The sequence below is a fragment of the Nocardia fodinahabitans genome (assembly GCF_052983615.1).
The window spans coordinates 1,798,924-1,820,458 of the sequence record NZ_JBRJJC010000001.1; the positions used below are offsets into that span (position 1 = coordinate 1,798,924).

The following is a 21,535-nucleotide window of genomic DNA, read 5'->3' on the forward strand; positions in this document are numbered from 1 at the left end:
TCGAACATGCGCCGGACCGATCGCGAACGGACTCGCCGGAGACAGTGTCACCGGCGAGCCCGTTCGATGGGATCTACAGGTCCGCGATCGCGGCCAGTGGGGGTGTGCGGGCCGCGCGGACGCCGGGCCAGACGGCGGCCAGGACGCCCACGATGCCCGAGGCGATCAGGACGATGACCAGCTGGGACCACGGGATGGTGATCTGGTCGATGCCCAGGTCACGCAGGGTGCGCAGGAAGCCGACGCCCAGGGCGATGCCGAGGACGAGGCCGACGATGGCGCCGAAGATGGCGATCAGCATGGATTCCAGGTAGATCGTGCGACGGACCTGGGCACGCTGGGTGCCGACGGCGCGGAGCATGCCGATCTCGCGGCGGCGTTCCACCACCGACAGGGCCAGGGTGTTGATGATGCCGAGCACCGCGATCACCACGGCCAGGGCGAGCAGGCCGTAGAGGATGGCGAGCAGGGTGTCGATCTGCTTGCCCTGGGCGCCCTTGAACTGCTCGTGGTCCTGCACCTGCACCACGACGAACGGTTCGGTGGCCTTCTCCAGATTCGTCCGCATGGCGGCGAGATCGGCGCCGGGCGCCGCCTTCACCAGCACGAAGATGTTGGTGCGCAGGCTCTGTGGCATCAGCTGTTCGTAGACGCCGGGGTCGACGACCATCGGGCCGAGCAGCGGCGAGTTGGCGTAGATTCCGCCGACGGTGAGCTCGATCTGCTTGTTGTCCAGACTGGTGATGCCGACCTTGTCGCCGACCTTCCAGCCGCGATCGGTGGCTTCGGTCTCATCGACGAGCAGCCCGTTCGGGGCGATCGTGGTGGAGCCGCTGAGCACGTCGATGTCCATCACCGGGTCGATCGGGCCGTCCGGCGAGGTGGCGCCGATCTGTTCCTTGCCGACCTTGAACGCGACCACCCGGATACCGGTGACATCGCTGATATCGGGCACCTCGGTGCGCACAGCGTCGACCGCGCCGATCGGCGCACCGATCATCTGCGGCCCGGCGAGCACGTATTCGGCCTTGACGCCCTTGTCGATCAGCACGCCGACACTGGTCTTGGCCGAGGCGCCGAGAATGCCGATCGCCGAGACCAGCATCAGGCCCAGGGTCAGCGCGAACGCGGTGGCGGCGGTGCGGCGCGGGTTGCGCACGGCGTTGTTGCGGGCCATCTGGCCGATCGCGCCGAACGGGCGGGTGAGCACGCCGAGCACGAGCACCATCGGCCGCGACAGCGCGGGCGCGGCGAGCAGCACGGCCAGGATCAGGCCGAGCGCGCCGATGCCGACGGTCACCGCCGAGCCCTTGCCGGTGCCCTGGGCGCCGACGTACACGAGCACCCCGCCGACGACCGCCATGACCGCGCCGACCACCGTGCGGACCCGCAACGAGTCGCCCGCACTGGCGAATTCGGACCGCATCGCCTCCACCGGCGGCACCTTCGCGGCCCGCCGGGCCGGGGCGTAGGCACTGGCGACGGTGACGATGAGGCCGACCAGCAGCGCCACGATCGCGGTGCGCGGCAGCACCGTCAGCGACCCGGTGGGCAGACCCAGGTCGAAGGCGTTGAGCAGCGCCGACAAGCCGAAGGCCAACCCGATGCCCGCGAGCAGGCCGAGCACGCTGCCGATCAGGCCGATCACGACGGCCTCACCGACCACCGAGCGACCCACCTGCTGACGACTCGCGCCGATCGCCCGCAGCAGCGCCAGCTCGCGCAGGCGCTGGGCGACGATCATCGAGAAGGTGTTGTAGATGATGAACGTGCCGACGATCAGCGCGATCGCGCCGAAAGCGAGCAGGAAGTAGTTGATGAAGGTGAGCGCCTCGGAGATCTGCTTCTTCATGTCCTCGCGGACCTCGTCGGCGTTCTGCACCTTGTAGTTGGGCAGCCCGGCGGCGAGCTGGTCGCGCAGGTCATCGGCCGAGACACCCGGCGCCGCCGCGATATCGGCGTAGGCGACGTGCGAGCCGTCGGTGAACAGCTTGCGGCCCTGCGGCTCGGTGAACATCACCGCGACCACACCGCCGCCCTCGGTGCCGGGCATCTCGTAGATGCCGCTCAGCGTCACCTCGAACGGGTCGCCCTTGGACGGGATGAGCACCTTGGTCTTGTCGCCGACCGTCAGCCCCGCCTTCTCGGCGCCGCCGGTGTTGAGCGCGATCTCGCCCGACTGCGTGGGCGGTCCGCCGGCGACGAAGGTGTTGGGTTCCTCGACCGACTGGTCCGGCGGCAGGTAGGACAGGCCGAAACTCGGTGCGCCACCGGTCTGCACGGCCTTCTTGCCGTCGGGTTCGAGCAGCACCACCGGGCCGTTGACGGCGGGCGCGACCCGGGCGACTCCCTCGGTCTTGGCCAGCGCGTCCACGATATTGGTCGGCAGGCCGAGCGACTGCTGGTCCTTGGGGCCGACACGGACGTCGACGCCCTGGGCCTGGCCCTCGAAGATGCCGTCGAAGGTGCGCTGCAGGGTGTCGGTGAAGACGAACGACCCCGAGATGAAGGCGGTGCCGAGCACCACCGACAGCAGGGTCAGGGCCAGGCGCACCTTGTGCGCGGCGAGATTGCGCAAGGCGACCTTGCGCATCGGATCATTGCTCACTTGGACTCCAGCGCCTTCATCCGGTCGAGGATGGAATCCTGCGTCGGATCGCGCAGTTCGTCGACGATCCGGCCGTCGGCGAGGAACACGACGCGATCGGCGTAGGCGGCCGCGCGCGGATCGTGGGTGACGATGACGACGGTCTGGCCGAACTCGTCGACCGAAGCGCGCAGGATCGACAGCACCTCACCGGAGGAGTGCGAGTCCAGGTTGCCGGTCGGCTCGTCACCGAAGATGATCTCCGGCTTGCCGACCAGGGCGCGGGCGCACGCGACGCGCTGCTGCTGGCCGCCGGACAGCTCCGAGGGCCGGTGGTCGAGACGGTCGCCGAGGCCGAGGCGCTTGACGACGGTGTCGAGCCATTCCTGGTCGGCCTTGCGGCCCGCGATATCGAGCGGCAGGGTGATGTTCTCCAGCGCCGTCAGCGTGGGCACCAGGTTGAATGCTTGGAACACGAAGCCGATGCGGTCGCGACGCAGGGCGGTCATCTGCTTGTCCGACAGCCCGGTCAGCGCGGTGTCACCGATGCGGACCTCGCCCGCGCTGGCGCTGTCGAGCCCGGCCAGGCAGTGCATCAGCGTGGACTTGCCCGAGCCGGAGGGGCCCATGATCGCGGTGAACTCACCTTTGGCGAAGTTCGCCGACACTCCATCCAGGGCCTTGACCTGGGTGTCTCCCGATCCGTACAGCTTGACCAGGTCTTGTGCGGCGGCCGCGATCTCGGTGTCGGCCGCCGCGTCGACGGCCTCGGTGCCCATGGCGTGCGAAGTCATGGTGTCCAGTCTGTCTGTCCGCCGGGAACCGCGCCATCCGGGATCCCCCCGAGACCTACCGGATGACCCACTCGAATGCGGCGGCCGCCGAACGCGCGCCTTCGGCGGTGCGGGAGCGGTTGGGTTCGCCGAGGTCGGCGAGCAGCTCCTCGGTGAGGCCGACCAGGCTCGCCAGCGAGTCCGGGGTGAACCAGTCGGGACGGGTGGCGAACAAGATGTCCTCGGAGGCGGTGTTACCGCTCGCGCCGGGCGCGAACGGGCAGCCACCGAGGCCGCCGAGCGCGCCGTCGACCATGGTGGCGCCCGCCGCGACGGCGGCGAGGGTGTTGGCCACGCCCATCCCCCAGGTGTCGTGGCCGTGGAAGACGATGCGGCGCGCCGGGGTGGTGTCGCGGACGGCCGCGACCAGCGCGCTCACCTGGCCGGGGTGCGCCTGGCCGAGAGTGTCGGCCAGGACGATGTCGGCGGCACCCTCGGTGCGCGGGTCACGGGCGATGCCGAGCACCCGTTCGGGGTCGACCGGGCCGTCGAACGGGCAGGTGAAGCTGGTGGCCAGGCACAGCTGGATCTCGCCGCTCGCCTCGCGCGCCAGCCGGATCGCCTCGGGCATCGCGGCCACCGACGCCTCGGTGTCGCGGCCGATATTGGCCTTGTTGTGGGCGTCCGACGCCGAGAAGCAGTACTGGAAATTGCGGGCGCCTGCCGCCGCCGCCTTCTCGATGTGCCGCGGCGTGGCCACCCAGACCCAGCATTTCGCCAGTTCGTCGGGGGTGAGCGCGGCGATCAGCTCGAGCGAGTTGGCCATCGGCGGCACCAGGTCCGGCCGGGCCATCGAGCCGATCTCCAGCGCGGGCACGCCCGCGGCCAGCAGCCGCCGGACGACGTCGATCTTCTGGTCGGTCGGCAGCACCTTGCCGGTGAGCTGCAATCCGTCGCGCAGGGTGACGTCACGCAGCAGCGGCGCGGTCATCGCCGCTGTTCCGGTTCCTGAGCGGGCACGCACATGACCCCGCCGCACGGTTTGTCGCCGACGCTGGCCGGCGTCGGGTGCACGGTCGGGCGCACGTGGCCGGGGCCGCGCTGTTCCCACTTGCTGCGCACCGGTGGGCGGCGTCTGCCGTGTACTCGCCTGCTCACGATGCCTCCAGCGCGTCGATCTGGTCTTGCGTCATCCCGAGCAGCTCGCCGAGCACCTGGGCGGTGTGTTCACCGAGGTCGGGGCCGACATTACGAATCGGCAGCGACTGTCCCCCGATCACCGGGACGATGCCGGGGAACCCCACTTCCTTGGGTTCGGGCTCGCCCACGTCGACGGGGAACGACTGGATCATATTGCGTGCGCGGTACTGCTCGTCGGCCACGATGTCGGCGGCGGTGTAGATCGGGCCACACGGGATGGCCGCGTCGTCGAGAATCTTCAGTGCCTCGTCGCGGGTGTGCCCGATCGACCATTCCGCGATCGAGGCGTCTAGGCGCTCCCGGTTGCGCCAGCGACCGGCGTTGTCGGCCAGCTCGGGATCGGCCGCCAGGTCGGGGCGCCCGATGACCTGCATGTAGCGCTGGAAGATGGCGTCGCCGTTGCCGCCGATGATGATGCTGTAGCCGTCGCTGGTCGGGTAGGCGTTGCTGGGCGCGATGCCCTCCATCCGGCCACCGACCCGCTCCCGGTTGATGCCGTAGGCGAGGTGGTCGGGAACCAGCGATTCCATCACCGACAGGATCGACTCGTTGAGCGCGACATCGATGATCCGCTCCCGCTGCGGCACCGGGCCGGTGACCCGCTCCCGCTGGAACAGCGCCATCACAGTGCCGAACGCGGCGTAGATGCCCGCGATCGAGTCACCGATCGACACCCCCACCCGCACCGGCGGGCGATCCGGATCGCCGACGAGCTCACGCAGGCCACCCACGGCCTCGGCCACGGCGGCGAACCCGGGGCGCGCGGCCATCGGGCCGGTCTGGCCGTAGGCGGAGATGCGGGTGATGACCAGCTTCGGATTCACCTCCTCGAGCACCTCGGGCCCGAGGCCCCATTTCTCCAGCATCCCGGGCCGGAAGTTCTCCAGCAGCACGTCGCAGTGCCGCAGCAGATCGAGCACGATCGCCCGGCCGGCCTCGGTGCGCAGGTCGAGCACGATCGACTTCTTGTTGCGGTTGACCGTGCGATACAGCATGGAGGTATCCCCGCCGTAGAGCCGCCAATTGCGTAACTCGTCGCCCGTGCCGGGGCGCTCCACTTTGATCACCTCGGCGCCGAAGTCGCCCAGAATACGTCCGGCGGTGGGAGCGGCCACATAGTTGCCGAGTTCCAGGACGCGCACTCCGTCCAACGGCCGAATAGACTTTTCCGCCACCCCGAGACTCTAGCTCCCCCACCTCTCCGCGACGCTGGCGGGACGTCGGAGCTCGCCTGTTGACAGTCGGTCTCTCCTCGGGTGTCCGACAGGCGGGAGGTGGTTGACCGTCAGCCCAGGTTCTCCCGCAGGTAGGCGAGGTCCTCGGCGACGCCTTCGGCCGGGGTCTCCAGGATGACCGGGGCGCCCGCCGTCCGGCAGACCTCGGCCAGCAACTGCGGGTCGATGGTGCCGTCGGCGAAATTGGCGTGGCGGTCGGCGCCGGAGTCGAACTCGTCGCGCGAGGAGTTCAGGTGCACCAGGTCGATGCGGCCGGTGATGGCCTTGATCCGCTCGACGACGCCGACCAGTTCCTCACCGCCCGCCCAGGCGTGACAGGTGTCGAGGCAGAAGCCCGCGCCGTAGTCGCCGACCGCGTCCCAGAGCCGGGCGATCGAGTCGAAGTGCCTGGCCATCGCGTGATTGCCACCCGCGGTGTTCTCGATCAGGATGGGCACCGCGAAGCCGCCCTTGTCCTGCTGACGTTCGAACAGCTTGCGCCAGTTGTCGATTCCGGTGTCGAGTTCGGCGTCGGAGCGTACGTGCCCGCCGTGCACGACCAGGCCGAACGCGCCCAGCTCGGCGGCGGCCTTCGCCTGCTGGGCCACCGCGTTGCGTGAGGGCATCCGCAGCCGGTTGTTCAGGCTGGCCACATTGATCTGATAGGACGAGTGCACGACGACGTCGATCGGGCTGGCCAGGATCTCGGCGGCCTGGGGATGCGGCTGCGGTTTGTCCCAGCTCTGCGGATCGACCACGAACAGCTGGATGACCTCGGCGCCGAGCTTCTCACCGAAGCCGATCGGATCGCTCTCGTCGCGAACGTGTGCTCCAATGCGCATGATGCCACCCTAATCCGCGGCACCGACAGCATCGGCGGATGTTGCGAAGCGGGGGCGTCGGGAGATACATCGGTAGAATTTCGACGGGTGCTCTGCCCTGGAGGGGGTGACTTCGCGGTGTTGCGCAAAGGCGACGTGTTCGCCGGGTACACGATCCGGCGCGTGCTCGGCCACGGCGGCATGGGCGTGGTCTACCTGGCCCGGCACCCCCGGTTGCCCCGGCTCACCGCGCTCAAGCTGCTCAGCCGCGACCTGTCCGCCGACGACGAGATCCGTCATCGCTTCGAGCGCGAGGCCGACCTGGTCGCCCAGCTCGAGCACCCGAACATCGTCAACGTCTACGACCGCGGCAACGACGACGACCAGCTGTGGATCTCCATGCAGTTCGTGGCGGGCACCGATGTGGCGACCGCCGACGTCAACGTGCTGACGCCCGGTCGCGCGGTGCAGATCGCCGCCGAGACCGCGACGGCGCTTGATTTCGCGCACGCGAGCGGCGTCCTGCACCGGGACGTGAAACCGGCGAACATCCTGCTCGCCAAGCCGCCCATCGGGCGCCCGGAACGGGTGGTGCTCACCGACTTCGGGATCGCGGCCGTGCGCGACAGCGAGACGACGCTGTCCTCGTCGGGCAGTATCACCGCCACGCTGGCCTACGCGGCGCCGGAGCATCTCGCCGGCGCACCACTGGATCATCGCGCCGACCAATACTCGCTGGCCTGCACGCTGTTCTGGATGCTGACCGGATCGGTGCCGTTCCCCGGCCCCAACCCGGCCGCGGTGATCCAGGCGCACATGAGCAAGCCCGTGCCGCCGCTGCGCAGCCTGCGCCCCGACCTGCCGTCGACCCTGGACACCGTGCTGGCCAGGGCCACCGCGAAGCAGCCGGGGGCGCGCTACGACAGCTGCGCGGAGTTCGCCCAGGCCGCCAAGGCCGCGCTGTTCGCGGTCCCCGGCCCGTGGCAGCACCAGCGGCACCAGCAGCCGGCCACCGGGGTGGTGCTGCGGGCTCGCGAACCGTATCCGCCGCAGCCGTATTCGCGCCCGGCCACGCCGCCACAGCCGTATCCGCAGGCACCGCAGCCGACGACGCCCGCCCAGCCGTATCCCCAGGCGCCGCCACCGACGACGCCCGCCCAGCCGTATCCGCACGCGACGCGCCCGACGACCGGTGGCACCGCCATTCCGCCGCGGCGCGGCACCCAGCGGCCGGGCACCATCGATTTCCCCGGCGGCCGTCACCATCCCGGCTACATCGTGCCGCCACAACCACGGCGACCACCGTGATGGGCACATCCTGGTCGGTCGCTTCGCTGGCCACCGTCCGCGCGGTCGCCGACTGCTAAGGTTTCGTTGAATTTTCCCGTGGCGGGCCACCCGGCCGCGGCTTTCTTGCTGTACGCGCGTGCGCTGGTGGGTCCCGGCGCACGGCGGGAAGTGGAGCAGACATGCTGGCCAACGGAGATGTCTTCGCCGGCTACGTCATCGAACGGCAGCTCGGCCGTGGTGGCATGGGTTCGGTCTATCTGGCCAAGCACCCGCGGCTACCGCGGATGACGGCGCTGAAGTTGCTCAATCGCGAGATGTTCTTCGATCAGGAGGTGCGGGCGCGGTTCGAACGGGAGGCGGATCTGGTCTCGCGCCTGGATCATCCGAACATCGTCACCGTCTACGACCGCGGTCTCGACGACGAGCAGCTGTGGATCTCGATGCAGTTCATCGACGGCATCGACGCCGCCTCGGTGGATCCGCAGACGCTGCCGCCCGCCCGCGCGCTGCAGATCGTCAAGGAGACCGCCGATGCCCTGGACTACGCGCACGGCATGGGTGTGCTGCACCGTGACGTGAAACCGGCCAACATCCTGCTCGCCCGCTCCGGCGCCGGCCGCGGCGAACGGGTCTACCTCACCGACTTCGGCATCGCCCGGCTGCGCGACGACACCGGTCATCTCACCCAGACCGGCACCTTCACCGCCACCCTGGCCTACGCCTCCCCCGAGCAGCTCACCGGCGCCTCGCTGGACCATCGCTCCGACCAGTATTCGCTGGCCTGCACGCTGTTCTGGCTGTTCACCGGGTCGGGTCCGTTCGCGGCCACCAATCCGGCCGCCGTCATCCAGGGGCATCTGCAGCAACCGCCGCCGCCGCTGAGCAGTGTGCGGCCGGGGCTGCCCTACGGGCTCGACAGCGTGCTGGCCAAGGCCATGGCCAAGCGGCCCGACGACCGTTTCGACTCCTGTTCGGATTTCGCGAACGCCGCGATCACCGCGCTCAACAACCCGAGCGCGCCCGCGCTGCCGATCGTCGGCCAGCGCCCGACCACGGGCGGCGCGATCCCGGTGACCGGTGGTCCGCGCCCGACGACCGGCGGCGCGATCCCGCAGACCGGATCGCCGTATCCGCTTGCCGGGCAAGGCGGGATGACCGGCGGACCGATGGGCACCGCCACGCAGGGCCCGATGACCGGCGGCCCCATGACGGCCGGTCCGATGACCGCCGGTCCCATGACGGCCGGTCCGATGGCCAACCAGTCGCCGGGGCCGCTGACCGGTGGCGCCGCGCCGCAGAACCCGGGCCCCTACACCCAGCAGTCCCGTCCGCAGTACCCGGCGCCGCCCGCACCCCCGCGCCCGCCGACGAACAACTTCGCCCAGTACCCGCAGGGGCCGCGACCGCCGTCGAAGTCGAACACCGGCCTGATCGTCGGCATCGTGGTCGCCGTGGTCGTGGTGCTCGCGTTGCTGATCGGCATCGGTATCGCGGTCAGCGGCGACGATTCGGGTGGCGGCTCCACCACGACGACCAGCGCGTCGGCGGGCAAGCACGTCACCCCGAACGCCGATGCCATCAGCGCCGAGTTCGGCCGGATGGTGCCCGCGAGTGTCGACGGCGACACCGGCTACAACGGCGCCTCCTGCTGGGAGACCGATTCCAGCTACACGCCCTCGCCCAACGACGGTGACCCGGATTTCGGCTCCTGGGCCTGGCAGTGGCGTTGCTACGACGGCGGTGGCAGCGGGGGCGACGATCCGTTCTACCGGATCTATGTCTACAACTCGGCCGCCGAGGTGCAGTCGGTGATCGACGGCCTGCCGACCAACACCAAGTCGGTGGATACCAACGGCGGCAAGCAGTACACCAACTACAAGTACACCGACAACGGGAACAAGATCATCACCCAGTTCACCGGTGACCCCGATCGTGCGCAGTTCCTGATGTTCACCGACGGCTACGGCAAGGCCGACGAGGTGCTGCGCTGGTGGCGGTCGGCCCCGCTCAACTGATGTCGATGCTCGACGGGAACGACGTCTTCGCCGGATACACCATCGAGCGGCTGCTCGGCCGTGGCGGCATGGGCTCGGTGTATCTGGCGCGGCATCCGCGCCTGCCCCGGCGCACCGCGATGAAGCTGCTGAACCGGGAACTGTTCGACGACACCGAGATCCGGGCCAGGTTCGAGCGCGAGGCCGACCTGGTCGCGCAGCTCGAGCATCCGAATATCGTCACCGTCTACGACCGCGGCGTCGAGAACAATCAGCTGTGGATCTCGATGCGCTACATCGACGGCGCCGACGCTGCCTCGTTGCCCGCCCCGGTCGCACCGGCGCGGGCGGTGCGCATCGTCGCCGAGACCGCGGCGGCGCTGGACTTCGCGCACAGCCGCAGCGTGCTGCACCGTGACGTGAAACCGGCGAACATCTTGATCGAACCGGTCGACGGCACGGAACGCGTCTATCTCACCGATTTCGGCATCGCGCGCCTGCACGACGACAACGCCGCCAAGCTCACCCAGACCGGAACCTTCACCGCCACCCTCGCTTTCGCCTCGCCCGAACAGCTCTCCGGCATCGCCCTCGACGGCCGCGCCGACCAGTACTCGCTGGCCTGCACCCTGTTCCGGCTGCTCACCGGGACCACGCCGTTCGAGGCGAGCAACCCGGTCACGGTGATCCAGGGCCACCTGCAACAGCCGCCGCCCCGGGCGAGCGCGCTGCGCGCCGAACTGCCCGCGGCGCTGGACGCGGTGATCGCCCGCGGCATGGCCAAACGGCCGGACGAGCGCTTCGCCACGTGCGCCGAGTTCGCCGCGGCCGCCGGGCGGGCGCTGAGCGATCCGGGGACGGGACAACCGTTCCCGACCTCGGCGCAGACCAGGATGTATCCGCCGAACTCACCGTTCACCCCGGCGCCGGGGTTTCCGATCGCCGGAAATGGTGCGGCCGGGCCGAATTCGGCTCCCGGCGTGGGCAATCCGTCGTGGTCGGGTACGCAGCAATCGTCGCCGGGCATCCAGCAGCCGTCCGCGCCGGGCATTCAGCAGCCGTCGTGGCCTGGCGCGCAACAGTCTTCGCCACCCGGCATCCAACAGCCGTCGTGGCCTGGCGCGCATCAGTCTTCGCCCGGCATCCACCAGCCGTCGTGGGCCGGGGCGCAACAGCCGTTGTGGGCGAGCGGGCGACAATCGCCCGCACCGGGGATGCCGCAGTCGTCGTGGCAGGGCGGAGCCGCACACGGCGGCTCATCGAACGGGTCGGCCGAGCGCCCGCGTGACGGTGCGTCACCGCGTGCCGAGGGCGCTCGATCGAAGGTCGCCGACGACTATCTCGGCCGTCGGCGGGATTCCCGCTGGCAGGCGTCTCCGGTGGGCTGGGCCGCGCTGATCATCCTGCTCGGGCTGGTGATCTGGATGATCGTGAACGCCCTGAGCGGTCCGGACGACACCACGTCGAGCGCGCCGCCCAGCGAGTCCACCGAAACCCTGGCGCACACCACCACATCCGTCACCCAGCGCCCGTCGAGCACCGCGCCGACGACCAGCGACCGCAAGGTCATCGGCGCGAACGCCGCGCAGCTCAGCAATCAGTTCCCGCGCATGCTCCCGCAGACGAGCGCGAGCAATCTGGTGCACGCGGGTTCCGGGCTGGGCAATGCCGGCTGTTTCGCCTACGACCGGTCCACCGCCAGCCGCGACAACGACGACGCCGACATGGGCGACTGGATGGTCATGTGGCACTGCTTCGGCGGGGGCAACAAGGCGACCTACGAGTTCTTCCTCTACCCCTCCGCCGATCAGGCGAAGCAGGCGATCGCGGGGCTGCCCGCCAACGACGCCCGCCCCACGACGCACACCGGGCACACCTACACGAACTTCGTCCTGCACGGCAGCCAGCCGAAATCGCCGCGCATGGTCACCCGCTTCGACGCCGATCCGGCCCGCGCCGCGATGCTCATGTACAGCCGTGGCTTCATCGCCGACGAGGCGCAGATGCTCGACTGGTGGCGGACCGCGCCGCTGACCTGAGCCGCAGCCGATCCGGACGCCGGTGGGCGGCGGGTACCGGATTGTCCGGTCGCCCCGATCATGGCCCGGCCGGTGCAAGCCCTAGGCGGCGGTCAGCGTGTAGTGGACGAAGTCGCGCACCGGTTCGTAGCCGATCGCCTGGTAGATCTTGTTCGAGGTGGGATTGGCGAGATCGGTGAACAGGCAGGCGTCGGCGCCCTCGGCCCGGAGGACGCCGGAGACGACCGCGGTGAGCGCGCTGGCGAAGCCGTTGCCACGCAGTTGCGGTGGCGTGTAGACGGGCCCGACCCTGGCCCAGCCGAGGATCTCGGTCTGCCTGGCGACGAACGCCGCCGGTTCACCGTCGTACTCCCACAACCACCACAGCCCGGACTCGACCCGGCGCCGCATGCCCGCCTCGTCGAGGCGCGGTGGATCACCGATCTCGGCATAGAAGGCCTCGAGGAAGGCCCGGCACACGGGCAGATCGGCCGCGGTGGCCAGACGGGGTTTGCCCGGAGCATCGGGCACGGACAGGGTTCCGAGCCGGAACAACCGCGCCGAGTACAGCGCGGCGAAGGCGCCCCCGGTGATCGTCGACCAGTGCCGGGCGAAGGTCTCCGCCTCGGCGGCCACCCCTTCGACGCCGGTCGGCGCCGGCCCTTCGGCGATGAAGGCATCCGCTACCGCCGAGAGGCTGTGCGGCGGTAGCTCGCCCAGGTAGACGCTGCCACCGAAGGCGCTCGTGGCGACGCCGACGACCTGATCCACGTCATCGCGCACCGTCAGGAATCGGGTGTCCGCACCACCGGCCCGGCCGCCGAGGTGGTTGGCGACAGCGGTGGCGATCACCGTATGCCGCAAGGGGTCTAGACGGAGAAAAGCCTCCGCGTCGGCCAGGAAGTGGGCGGCGTCGCCGGTGATGTCGATACGCACGCCATCGACGTTAGGACGTGGATGGCCGGATCGCAGCTGAATTTTTCTGCTACTCAGTCCTTTTCGCGCGCATCACGATCGGTGCGCAGCTTCAGCAGGATGAGGCTGGCGGTGCAGGCCAGGATCAGGCCCGCGACGGTGATCTCCACATGCAGGCCGGCGATGCCGAGCCCGGCGCCGACGAGACCGCCGACGAAGAACAACCAGCCCATGATCCGTGCGACGACCGCGAGAGCGCGGTTGCCGGGCGGGTTCGACAGTGCGTGCTGAACGTTTGCCACTGCGGCCGAATCACTGTTCGCCGCCGCGGTTTCCAGCCGGGGTGTCGAGTAAGCTCCCATCAGATTCTCCTCGATGACGCCGATCAGATTCTTGCTTCGCGCAGCCTTCGCGCGTCGGAGTTCGTTCCGGGCGTCTCATGCGTAACTTTGCTCACACACGCTACGACTCGGCGACGCCGATCGCGCGCGACACGTCCCCGCGACACGCTGAAGAAATCAATCCGATATCTGAATTAACAATGTTTAAAATAGGCTGTTTGCCTGGACCTGCACTACTGTGAGGCGACTCGAAGCCGACGAGGAGTGCACGCGATGGATGACAGCAGGACCAAGCTCGTAGGTCCGGCGATCGCTGCCGGCGCGGTATCGCTCGGACTGATCATCATCGGCGCCTGCGGTGTCGGGCAGCAGGATGTCTACGTTCCGCCGCCGCCGCTGAACGCCGATCTGGCCGCCGCGCCCGCCCGGATCGCCGACGAGACCACGTCCACGACCACCCGGATCTCGATCCCGCCCTCCCCCACCTGGCGGATCGCGCCGTACATGTCGCCGCGGAAACCGTTCAGCCTCAGCTCCACCGAGACCTCGCCGTCGGAGCCGCCGGCCGAGGGCGAGTCCACCACCGAGTCCAGGCCGTCGGAGGCGACCACCGAATCGCGCCCGCCCGCGACCACCTCCGAGGATCACACGACCACGCCGAGCAGCACCACCACCACCCGGCCGATCCCGACACTCACCACCCCGCCGAGGATCCGCCCGACGGTCGACGACGAGGAAGCCGCCGAGACGGACGACCCGACGACGCACTCCCACGACAACACCACCACCGCGCCCGGCACCCCCGCCACCCCGACGCCGGCGGCCACCACCGAAGCGCCGACGACCACGGTCGCCCCGACCACGACCGACGACGAGAGCTGACACAGCGACGGTGCGCACCCCACCGGGGCACGCACCGTCGACGGTGCCGCGCTACAGCTCCGGCAGGTCGTAACTGCCGACCCGGTCGGCCAGAATCCGCCGATGTTCCAGTGCCCCGCCGAGCGTCTGCCCGATCGCGGTGAGCCGGGCGACGTAGTGGCTCACCGGATACTCCGCGGTGACGCCGATGCCGCCGTGCATCTGGATCGCCTCCTGCCCGATGTGCTCGGCCGACTTGCCGACCTGCAGCCGCGCGCGTGAGGCCACCACCGGATCGTTGCCGCCGTCGGCCAGCGCCGCCGTCGCGAACAGGCTCATGCTGCGGGCCAGTTCGAGGGAGACGTAGCAGTCCGCCGCCCGCTGGGTCAGCGTCTGGAACTTCGACAGCGTCACGCCGAACTGCTTGCGGGTCTTGAGGTAGTCCGTGGTCAGGGTCAGCGCGATCTCCATCGCACCGACCGATTCCGCGCACAGCGCCGCCTGCGCGTACCCCTGCACCAGCGCGATCTGCTCGGCCGCGTCGACGGTGTCGCCCAGCAGTTCACCGGCGGCGCCGTCGAACTCGAACTGGGCGCCGCGCCTGCCGTCGAAGGTCCGGTAAGCGCGCTTGGTCACCCCGGACCCGGCCGGGTCGACCAGGAACAGGCCGGTGCCGCCGCCGGGCAGCACGGCGCTGACGATCAGCTCGTCGGCGACATCGCCGCGCAGCACCGGGTTCTTGACACCGGACAGCGTGTATCCGTCGCCCTGCGCGGTGGCGGCCGTGGTGATCTCGGTCGACGGCCAGCGCTGCCCCGGCTCGGCATGGGCGAAGGCCAGCAGCTTCTCGCCCGCGGCCAGCGCGGGCAGCAGCCGGCCGCGCTGCTCGGCGCTGCCCGTCAGCTTCAGCAGCTCGGCCGGGATCACCACCGCGTCGAGCACCGGTTCCGGGGCGAGCGCGCGACCGAGCTCCTCCTGCACCAGCATCGCCTCGACCGGGCTCGCACCGACGCCGCCGTCGTCCTCGTCGATGGTCAGGCCGAGCACGCCCAGGTCGGCGAGTTGCTTCCACACCGTGCGGTTCCAGCCGGGGTCGGTCTCGCCCGCCTTGGCCAGCGCTTCGCCGTCGTAGAACCGGTGCAGCAGTTCGCGCACGGTGTCGCGCAGCATCGTCTGTTCTTCGGTGAGTTCGAGATCCATGTCAGCGCCTCACAATCCGAGGATCGTGGAGGACACGATCGAGCGCTGGACCTCGCTCGAGCCTCCGTAGATGGTGACCTTGCGGTAGTTCAGATAGCCGGGGCCGGTGTGCTGGGCCCAGGCGGGCGAGGCGATGCCGTCGGCGTCGACCGGGAGCGCGTCGGCGCCGGCGATGTCGAGCAGCAGTTCGGTGGCCGCCTGCTGGAGCTCGGAACCACGCAGCTTCAGCACCGAGGAGGCCGGATTCGGCTTGCCGTCGGCGGAATTGGAGACCACCCGCAACTGGGTGAGTTCCAGGGCGAGCAGCTCGTTCTCCAGCTCGGCCACCCTGGCCGCGAACACCGGGTCCTCGAGCAGCGTGCCGTGGCCGGTCCTGGTCTGGCGCGCGTAGTCTTTCGCGAGCCCGATCTTGACCTTGGTCTTGCCGACGCCGGTGATGCTGGTGCGCTCGTTGCCGAGCAGGAACTTCGCGTAGGTCCAGCCCTGGTTCTCCTCGCCGACGAGCTGATCGGCGGGCACCCGGACGTTCTCGAAGAAGACCTCGTTCACCTCGTAGCTGCCGTCGATCAGCTTGATCGGGCGCATGGTCACACCGGGCGAGCGCACGTCGAAGAGCAGGAAGGAGATGCCCGCCTGCTTCTTGGGCGCGTTCGGGTCGGTGCGCACCAGACAGAAGATCCAGTCGGCGTACTGGCCGAGCGTGGTCCAGATCTTCTGGCCGTTGACGATGTAGGAATCGCCGTCGCGGACCGCGGTGGTGCGCAGCGAGGCCAGGTCGGATCCGGCGTCGGGCTCGGAGAAGCCCTGGCACCACCAGATGTCGAGCGCGGCGGTCGGCGGCAGGAAGCGCTGCTTGAGTTCCTCGGACCCGAAGTGGGCGATCACCGGGCCGACCATCGAGGCGTTGAAGGTCAGCGGCTCGGGCACCGAGGCCAGCTGCATCTCGTCGAGCCACAGGTGGCGCTGCATCGGCGTCCAGTCCTTGCCGCCCCAGGCCACCGGCCAGTTGGGCACGGCGAGGCCGTGGTCGTTGAGGATTTTGTTCGCGGTGACGATGTCGTCGCGGGACAGCTCGTGGCCGTACTTGACGCGGTCTCGGATCTCGACCGGAATCTCGGTCTTGTAGAAATGCCGGAGCTCGTCGCGGAAGGCGACCTCTGCAGAGGAAAGGGCTAACTTCATCCGGGTCTCCCAGCGTGGTTGGTAGCCGTCGAGAAAAACCTACCCCCGAGTAAACGCCAGTGTCGACTACATCACACCTGCCCGTGCTCAGCCCCCGTGGCGCCGCACCCGCCGGTGGCTCGGCGACCCCGCCGCCGACCTGGTACGTTGCCAGACGAGCCGGGGAACCGGCCTCGAGCATCCACGAGGAGTCACGGGTGAACGGCAGATCCATCGCAGGCAGAGCAGCGGCGGTCACCGCGGCGAGCATCGGCGCGCTGGCCCTGCTGGCATCGACCGCGAGCGCGACCCCCACCCCGCTCGACGAGGGCATCAGCCACCTGACCGAGATCGCCGGCGAGGACTCCGCCGCGAAGGCCGGCGTCGGCGCGCTCGACAGCTTCACCGAGATCGTCGGCGCGGACCGGCTGCGCGACATCTCCGCGCAGTTCATCCCCTTCACCTACGCGGCGCCGACCTTCGGCTGCGGCAGCAACGGCCCGATCACCACGATCATCGCCGCCGCCACCTTCGAGGGCCCCGGCCCGCGCACCGAGACCAGCATGGCGCCCGGCGACATCCGGTTCAGCGCCAGCCCGCGGCACACCGGTTTCGCGCTGGCGTCGGGTCTCAGCGTGGCCTGGGTGAACGTGAACACCGGCCAGAGCGGCATCGTCCCGCTCGACGACCTGACCGAGTTCCAGCTGCCGTCGCTGTCGAAGACGGTGCACAGCGGCGCGGGCACCGTGATCGCGTCGATGTGGGGCACCATCGACTACCCGGGCGCGCGCTGCGTGATGACGCCGACCGTCGGCACGTTCGTCGTCCCGGATCTGCCGGTGCAGGCTCCCGAGGCGCCCGCCGCGCCGCCCGCTCCCGAACCGCAGGCCACCAGTCCCGGCTCGGGTGAGTCGTCCTCGGGTGCGCCGCGATCGCAGGCTCCCGCCCCGGAGACCCCCGCACCGGCTCCCGCACCCGCCGAAGCACCGCGGACCACACCGGCACCCGCGCCACAGAACCCGCCGTCCGCGCTCACCGTCGGCGGCTGATTCCGCGCGACGAACCCTGGTCAGCCTTGGCATTACCGGGTGTAGGTGCGGTCTAGCCGATCGGACGGATGCGCAGCACGGTCCCTTCCTCGGAACCGGCCAGCAGTGCGGTGGCATCGGCGGGGTCGGCGACGACCGCGGTGAGCGGCTGCGTCGCGAGGACGGTGCACGTGGCGCCCGTCTCGGGGTCGACGCGGACGAGGTGCCCGGCCAGCGTGGTGACGTAGAGCGCGCCGTCACGGACGACCAGGTCGTCGACGAAATCGGGCAGGGTGCCGAAGGAGGTCAGGTCGGCGACCGTGACGCTGTCGGCGGGATTCGAGCGCGACAGCCGCAGGACCCGGCCGACCGGCGCAGCGCCCGCGGCGACGAAGTTGGCGGTGACGTAGACCGAATCACCGGCGACGACAACGCCGTTGGGCCCGTCGACCTTCACCGCGGCCCACCACTCCATGTCCTCGCTGCCGTCGCGGCGCAGCCGGTGCACGCCGTTGCCCGCGGTGACGTAGAGGTTGCCGTCGGCGTCGAAGGCGGCGCCGTTGGGCTGGGTGAAGCCGGTGGCGAACGGGGTCGGCACCGGCGCGGTGGCCGCGGGATCGAAGCGGACGATCCCGCCCGCGCCGGACAGCGGCGAGTTCCCGGTGACGACGTAGAGCAAGCCGTCGGGGCCGAGCCGCACCGCGCCGGGCGACGGCACCGCGACAGTGGCGGTCAGTCTGCCCTCGCGGTCGTAGCGCTGCACCTCACCGCGCAAGATCCGGGCGACCCACAGGTTCCCCGCACTGTCGAGTCCGAAGTTCTCCGACCAGTCCAGCAGCGGCACGCTCGAGCGGATCGCGACGTCCTGGCTCGCCCGGCCGCACTCGGCGACCGGCGCCGCGCCCGCGGTGCCCGCGCCGAGCGAGGCGGTGGTCACGACGGCCGCGCCGACGACAACGTGGGCGACGCAACGGCGGAACGACATGGCAGACCTCGACTCTGTTGACCCAGCTCGACGCGCGAAAGTCTAACGGTGCGCGCTGCTCCTGTCGCGCACGACAATTCGTCCAGCCGTCATAATCGGTCGGTGCCCTACTTCGACAGCGCCCGCGGCCGACTGCATTATCGGCGGTGGCCGGTGCAGCAGGCCGCCGCGACGCTGGTGCTGCTGCCCGGCACCGGCCAGCACAGCGGGCACTACCACCGCTTCGCCGATCTGCTGCGCCCCAGCGGGATCGAGCTGTGGACGCTGGACACCGCAGGCCAGGGCCTGAGCGAAGGCGATCCGGCCGCGCCGGGCACCGTCGCCGAACTGGCCGCCGATGCCGGTGGGCTGCTCGCCGAGGTCACCGCGGCGGGCGTGGCGGCACCGGTGCTGATGGGCCATTCGCTGGGCGCGGTCACGGCGCTCACCGTCGCCGCCGCGCACCCCGCCGACCTGGCCGGACTGGTCGTCTGCGGCACCCCGCGCCGGGCCACCGAGATCGCGCCGGACCCGCGTCTGGCGGTGCTGGCCGTGCACGGCGCCGACGACCGGCGGGCGCCGATCGATGCAATCCGGCTATGGACAGCGCGACACGGATCGGTAGATTTGCGCGAGTACGCCGACGCGGGACACGACCTGTTGCACGAACCGGTGCAGCAGCGCGTGGCGGCCGATATCGCGCAGTGGGTACTCACCACGGCGCGATGAACGACGAAGGGGGAACGGTGCAACCGAATCGAACAGGGCTGCCGGATACGGCGGCACTCGGCCAGGCCGTGGACGAGGGTGGGCTGTGGATCGACGGCCTGCTGGTCGCCGACGGTGCGCCGGAACGCTGCGCCCAGCGCTACGAGCGCCTGGCCGACGCGGTCGACGCCCAGCTGCTCGTCCTCGGCGGGGCCGAGGTGATCCCCGGTTTCGGCGGGCTGCCCTCGGGCACCGCGCTGCGCACCGGATTCGAGAGCAAAGCGGCCGACGCGCTCACCCAGTTGCGCGCCTACGCGAGCACCGCGCGGGCGCTGGCCGCCGTCTTCCGCGCCGCGGGTACGGCCTATCAGGACAGCGATCAGGCGCTGGCCGCCTCGATCGCGCAGCAGGAGGTCGACCATGCGTAGCATCTCCGGCCGCGCGCCCGGCACCGATCCCGACTACGCCGTCGTCGTCGAGGTGTTCGACAACCTCTCGCACGCCGAGATCCACCAGGCCGTCCGGCAGCTGGACCCGGCGGCGCTTTCCGCCGCTGGCGAGCTGTTCCTGACCACCTCGACCGGGCTCGGTGACGAGGTCGAGAACGCGCACAGCGAGATCAGCGCCGCCATCGCGGACGGCTGGCGCGGCAGCGCCGCCCAGCGGGCGATCGACGCGGTGCGCGACTTCGAGCAGGCGGGCAGGCGGATCGCCGATGTGCTGACCGCGGTGGGAGTCCGGCTCGGCCAGGCGGGCGATGCCGCCGAGTCGGTGCGCGCCGCCGTCACCGAACCCGATGGCGCCCAGCCGGATCCGGCGGCCGCGCTGCTGGACTCGCAGCAGGCCACCGACAACGCCGCGATCGTGCGGCAGGCGGAGAACGCCCGGCTCGACGCGGTGCGGGCGATGGAGACGATCTACGCCGGTGCCTTTGTGCCGACCGGGTCGGGGGTGCCGTCCTTCCCCGAGATCACCACGGAGCCGGGGGCTTCCGCTCCCGCTGCCGCGCCGAACGGTGCCGCCGGTGAGCCGTCGGCCGCCGTGCCCGTCGTGTCGGCCGCCGCTGCCACGATCGATCCGGCTTCGGCCGACGGCACCTCCGCGGGTGCGGCCGGCGCCGGGAACGGCACGACAGCGGCCTTCGTGCACACAGGCGGGGGCAGTGGTACACAGACCGTCGCCGCCGGGTCGTCCACGACGACAACGACCGCGGCGGGTGCCCAGGGCGTGCCGCTCGCACCGGCGACCGTCGGTGCCGCGAGCACCGTGGCGGGCGGCCCGGCCTCCGCGGTCCCGGTGACACAGGCCGGCTACCTGCCCTCGATCGACCCGCGCACCCGCCGCAGGGCCACCGCAGGCCGGTCCGACGACGAGACGTCCACCGCGGCAACGCAGGACGGCCCCACCCCGGACGACGAGGCCACCCGCACCGCGAGCACCGATACCTCCTCGGCGTCGACCGAGGGCCGCCAGGACGCCGTCGCGGCGGGCGGCGACGCGACGGCGGGCATGACCGCGGGCGCCATCGGCGGCCTGATGGGCGGCGCCATGGTGGCTTCCGACACGACCCGGCCGCCGAGCGGGCCGCGACCGCCGGTGACACCGGAGGACGACGAGGAGGACGACGACGAGTTCCTGCGGTTCCTCGACGAGGAGCCGACCTACCTGGAGCCCGCCGACGAAGTGAATGCGCTGATCGGCAAGATGGAGCCGACCAGTCCCGCCGTGCTCGGTGAGTGGACCGAGCGGGGGTGAACTGGCACCTCACGCCGGATCAGTTCGCGCTGGCCTGGGCGCGCACCGACGGCGACCGGATCCCGTATCCGCTCGCCGTGCGCGCCTCGGCCCGCGACACCGCCGAACGCGCCGCCGCCCAGCCCGCCCTCGACGCCTGGTGCGCCACGACCCTCGACGCCGATCTGTCGGCGGCGCTGCGGGTGCTGGCCGAGCCGGAGATCCGCGTCGAGGTGTGCGGCCGAGCAGGCGCGCCGGTCCGCATGCTCGGCGCCGTCACCAACGACGTGGCCGTGCTGGCCGTGCAGGAACCGGGCCGCACCGAGGACCGGGGCGGCTCGGTCCACGTCCAGGTGGGCAGCACGCGGCGGTTCGCCGCCCAGGTGTTCGCGCGGATGCCCGTCGGCAAGACCGCCACCGGCCCGGCGCTGTCGGCGCTCACCGCCCGCGTCGTCGAGGACAGCCGCGACCTGGTCACCGCGCCCGTCGCCGGACCGTCCGACGCTGCCCGCGTCCGCAGGCTGCTGCAACGGCCCCGCGACGGCATCGGGCAGATCCTGGTGGCCGCGGGCGACGACCTCACCCCGGCGGGCGTGCTGTCCTGGATCGATGTCACCGGCGACGGCCGCTATCTGGTGCACACCGCCCATCGCGTCGACATCGCCCCCGCCACACCGGAACTCGCCGCCGACTGGCTGCGTCGGCTCCTGCGCAGCGCCTAGGACC

19 protein-coding genes are annotated in these 21,535 nt (G+C 70.6%); 9 read left to right on the forward strand and 10 right to left on the reverse strand.

Annotation, left to right across the window (positions count from 1 at the left end; genetic code table 11):
- Positions 1–73: 73 nt before the first annotated feature.
- The 5 genes from NV348_RS08320 to NV348_RS08340 all read right to left on the reverse strand — a co-directional run bounded on the left by NV348_RS08320 (position 74) and on the right by NV348_RS08340 (position 6,616).
- The gene (locus NV348_RS08320; protein ID WP_447150982.1) at positions 74–2,593 is read right to left on the reverse strand and encodes an ABC transporter permease; all 2,520 of its coding nucleotides are present in this window, start codon (positions 2,591–2,593) and stop codon (positions 74–76) included.
- 11 nt (positions 2,594–2,604) lie between these two features.
- A complete protein-coding gene (locus NV348_RS08325; protein WP_447146495.1) occupies positions 2,605–3,381 on the reverse strand; it encodes an ABC transporter ATP-binding protein in 777 nt (258 codons plus the stop codon).
- Between the two features lie 55 nt (positions 3,382–3,436).
- Positions 3,437–4,351, reverse strand: a complete 915-nt coding sequence (locus NV348_RS08330) for a hydroxymethylglutaryl-CoA lyase (protein ID WP_447146496.1) — start codon at positions 4,349–4,351, stop codon at positions 3,437–3,439.
- A 163-nt stretch (positions 4,352–4,514) separates the two neighbouring features.
- Entirely contained in the window at positions 4,515–5,735 is a 1,221-nt protein-coding gene (locus tag NV348_RS08335) for a CaiB/BaiF CoA transferase family protein (protein ID WP_447146497.1), read from the reverse strand.
- Between the two features lie 110 nt (positions 5,736–5,845).
- Positions 5,846–6,616 (reverse strand): deoxyribonuclease IV, encoded by a 771-nt coding sequence (locus NV348_RS08340; protein WP_447146498.1) that lies wholly within the window; start codon positions 6,614–6,616, stop codon positions 5,846–5,848.
- 87 nt (positions 6,617–6,703) lie between these two features.
- On the opposite strand from NV348_RS08340, the gene NV348_RS08345 reads away from it, so the two are divergent.
- From NV348_RS08345 to NV348_RS08355, 3 genes are all read left to right on the forward strand, one after another.
- Positions 6,704–7,903 (forward strand): serine/threonine-protein kinase, encoded by a 1,200-nt coding sequence (locus tag NV348_RS08345; protein ID WP_447146499.1) that lies wholly within the window; start codon positions 6,704–6,706, stop codon positions 7,901–7,903.
- 161 nt (positions 7,904–8,064) lie between these two features.
- The gene (locus NV348_RS08350; protein WP_447146500.1) at positions 8,065–9,900 is read left to right on the forward strand and encodes a serine/threonine protein kinase; all 1,836 of its coding nucleotides are present in this window, start codon (positions 8,065–8,067) and stop codon (positions 9,898–9,900) included.
- Positions 9,876–11,918, forward strand: coding sequence for a serine/threonine-protein kinase (locus tag NV348_RS08355; RefSeq protein ID WP_447146501.1), 2,043 nt, complete (start codon positions 9,876–9,878; stop codon positions 11,916–11,918). Before NV348_RS08350 ends, NV348_RS08355 begins: the two co-directional genes overlap by 25 nt.
- Positions 11,919–11,999: 81 nt before the next feature.
- Here the strand turns inward: NV348_RS08355 and NV348_RS08360 are convergent, their stop codons facing one another.
- Both NV348_RS08360 and NV348_RS08365 read right to left on the reverse strand, forming a co-directional pair.
- Positions 12,000–12,833, reverse strand: coding sequence for a GNAT family N-acetyltransferase (locus NV348_RS08360; RefSeq protein WP_447146502.1), 834 nt, complete (start codon positions 12,831–12,833; stop codon positions 12,000–12,002).
- A gap of 53 nt (positions 12,834–12,886) precedes the next feature.
- Positions 12,887–13,174 (reverse strand): hypothetical protein, encoded by a 288-nt coding sequence (locus NV348_RS08365; protein ID WP_447146503.1) that lies wholly within the window; start codon positions 13,172–13,174, stop codon positions 12,887–12,889.
- A 252-nt stretch (positions 13,175–13,426) separates the two neighbouring features.
- On the opposite strand from NV348_RS08365, the gene NV348_RS08370 reads away from it, so the two are divergent.
- Positions 13,427–14,035, forward strand: a complete 609-nt coding sequence (locus NV348_RS08370) for a hypothetical protein (RefSeq protein WP_447146504.1) — start codon at positions 13,427–13,429, stop codon at positions 14,033–14,035.
- A 51-nt stretch (positions 14,036–14,086) separates the two neighbouring features.
- On the opposite strand, the gene NV348_RS08375 is transcribed toward NV348_RS08370, so the two are convergent.
- Positions 14,087–15,214, reverse strand: a complete 1,128-nt coding sequence (locus tag NV348_RS08375; RefSeq protein WP_447146505.1) for an acyl-CoA dehydrogenase family protein — start codon at positions 15,212–15,214, stop codon at positions 14,087–14,089.
- Between the two features lie 9 nt (positions 15,215–15,223).
- Positions 15,224–16,396 (reverse strand): acyl-CoA dehydrogenase family protein, encoded by a 1,173-nt coding sequence (locus NV348_RS08380; RefSeq protein ID WP_447146506.1) that lies wholly within the window; start codon positions 16,394–16,396, stop codon positions 15,224–15,226.
- 197 nt (positions 16,397–16,593) lie between these two features.
- Between NV348_RS08380 and NV348_RS08385 the strand changes: the two genes are divergently transcribed.
- Positions 16,594–17,424 carry a hypothetical protein gene (locus NV348_RS08385; RefSeq protein WP_447146507.1) on the forward strand — a complete coding sequence of 277 codons (831 nt, stop codon included), beginning with the start codon at positions 16,594–16,596 and terminating at the stop codon, positions 17,422–17,424.
- A 52-nt stretch (positions 17,425–17,476) separates the two neighbouring features.
- On the opposite strand, the gene NV348_RS08390 is transcribed toward NV348_RS08385, so the two are convergent.
- Complete coding sequence (locus NV348_RS08390) at positions 17,477–18,388, reverse strand: NHL repeat-containing protein (protein ID WP_447146508.1); 912 nt, start codon at positions 18,386–18,388, stop codon at positions 17,477–17,479.
- A 102-nt stretch (positions 18,389–18,490) separates the two neighbouring features.
- Here NV348_RS08390 and NV348_RS08395 point away from each other — a divergent pair, with 102 nt between their 5' ends.
- The 4 genes from NV348_RS08395 to NV348_RS08410 are packed head-to-tail and all read left to right on the forward strand — an operon-like array spanning position 18,491 to position 21,531.
- Positions 18,491–19,096 carry an alpha/beta hydrolase gene (locus NV348_RS08395; protein ID WP_447146509.1) on the forward strand — a complete coding sequence of 202 codons (606 nt, stop codon included), beginning with the start codon at positions 18,491–18,493 and terminating at the stop codon, positions 19,094–19,096.
- A 17-nt stretch (positions 19,097–19,113) separates the two neighbouring features.
- Positions 19,114–19,503, forward strand: coding sequence for a hypothetical protein (locus tag NV348_RS08400; protein ID WP_447146510.1), 390 nt, complete (start codon positions 19,114–19,116; stop codon positions 19,501–19,503).
- Positions 19,496–20,830, forward strand: coding sequence for a WXG100 family type VII secretion target (locus NV348_RS08405; protein ID WP_447146511.1), 1,335 nt, complete (start codon positions 19,496–19,498; stop codon positions 20,828–20,830). The genes NV348_RS08400 and NV348_RS08405 overlap by 8 nt, the downstream gene beginning before the upstream one ends.
- Entirely contained in the window at positions 20,827–21,531 is a 705-nt protein-coding gene (locus NV348_RS08410; protein ID WP_447146512.1) for an ESX secretion-associated protein EspG, read from the forward strand. The genes NV348_RS08405 and NV348_RS08410 overlap by 4 nt, the downstream gene beginning before the upstream one ends.
- Positions 21,532–21,535 lie beyond the last annotated feature (4 nt).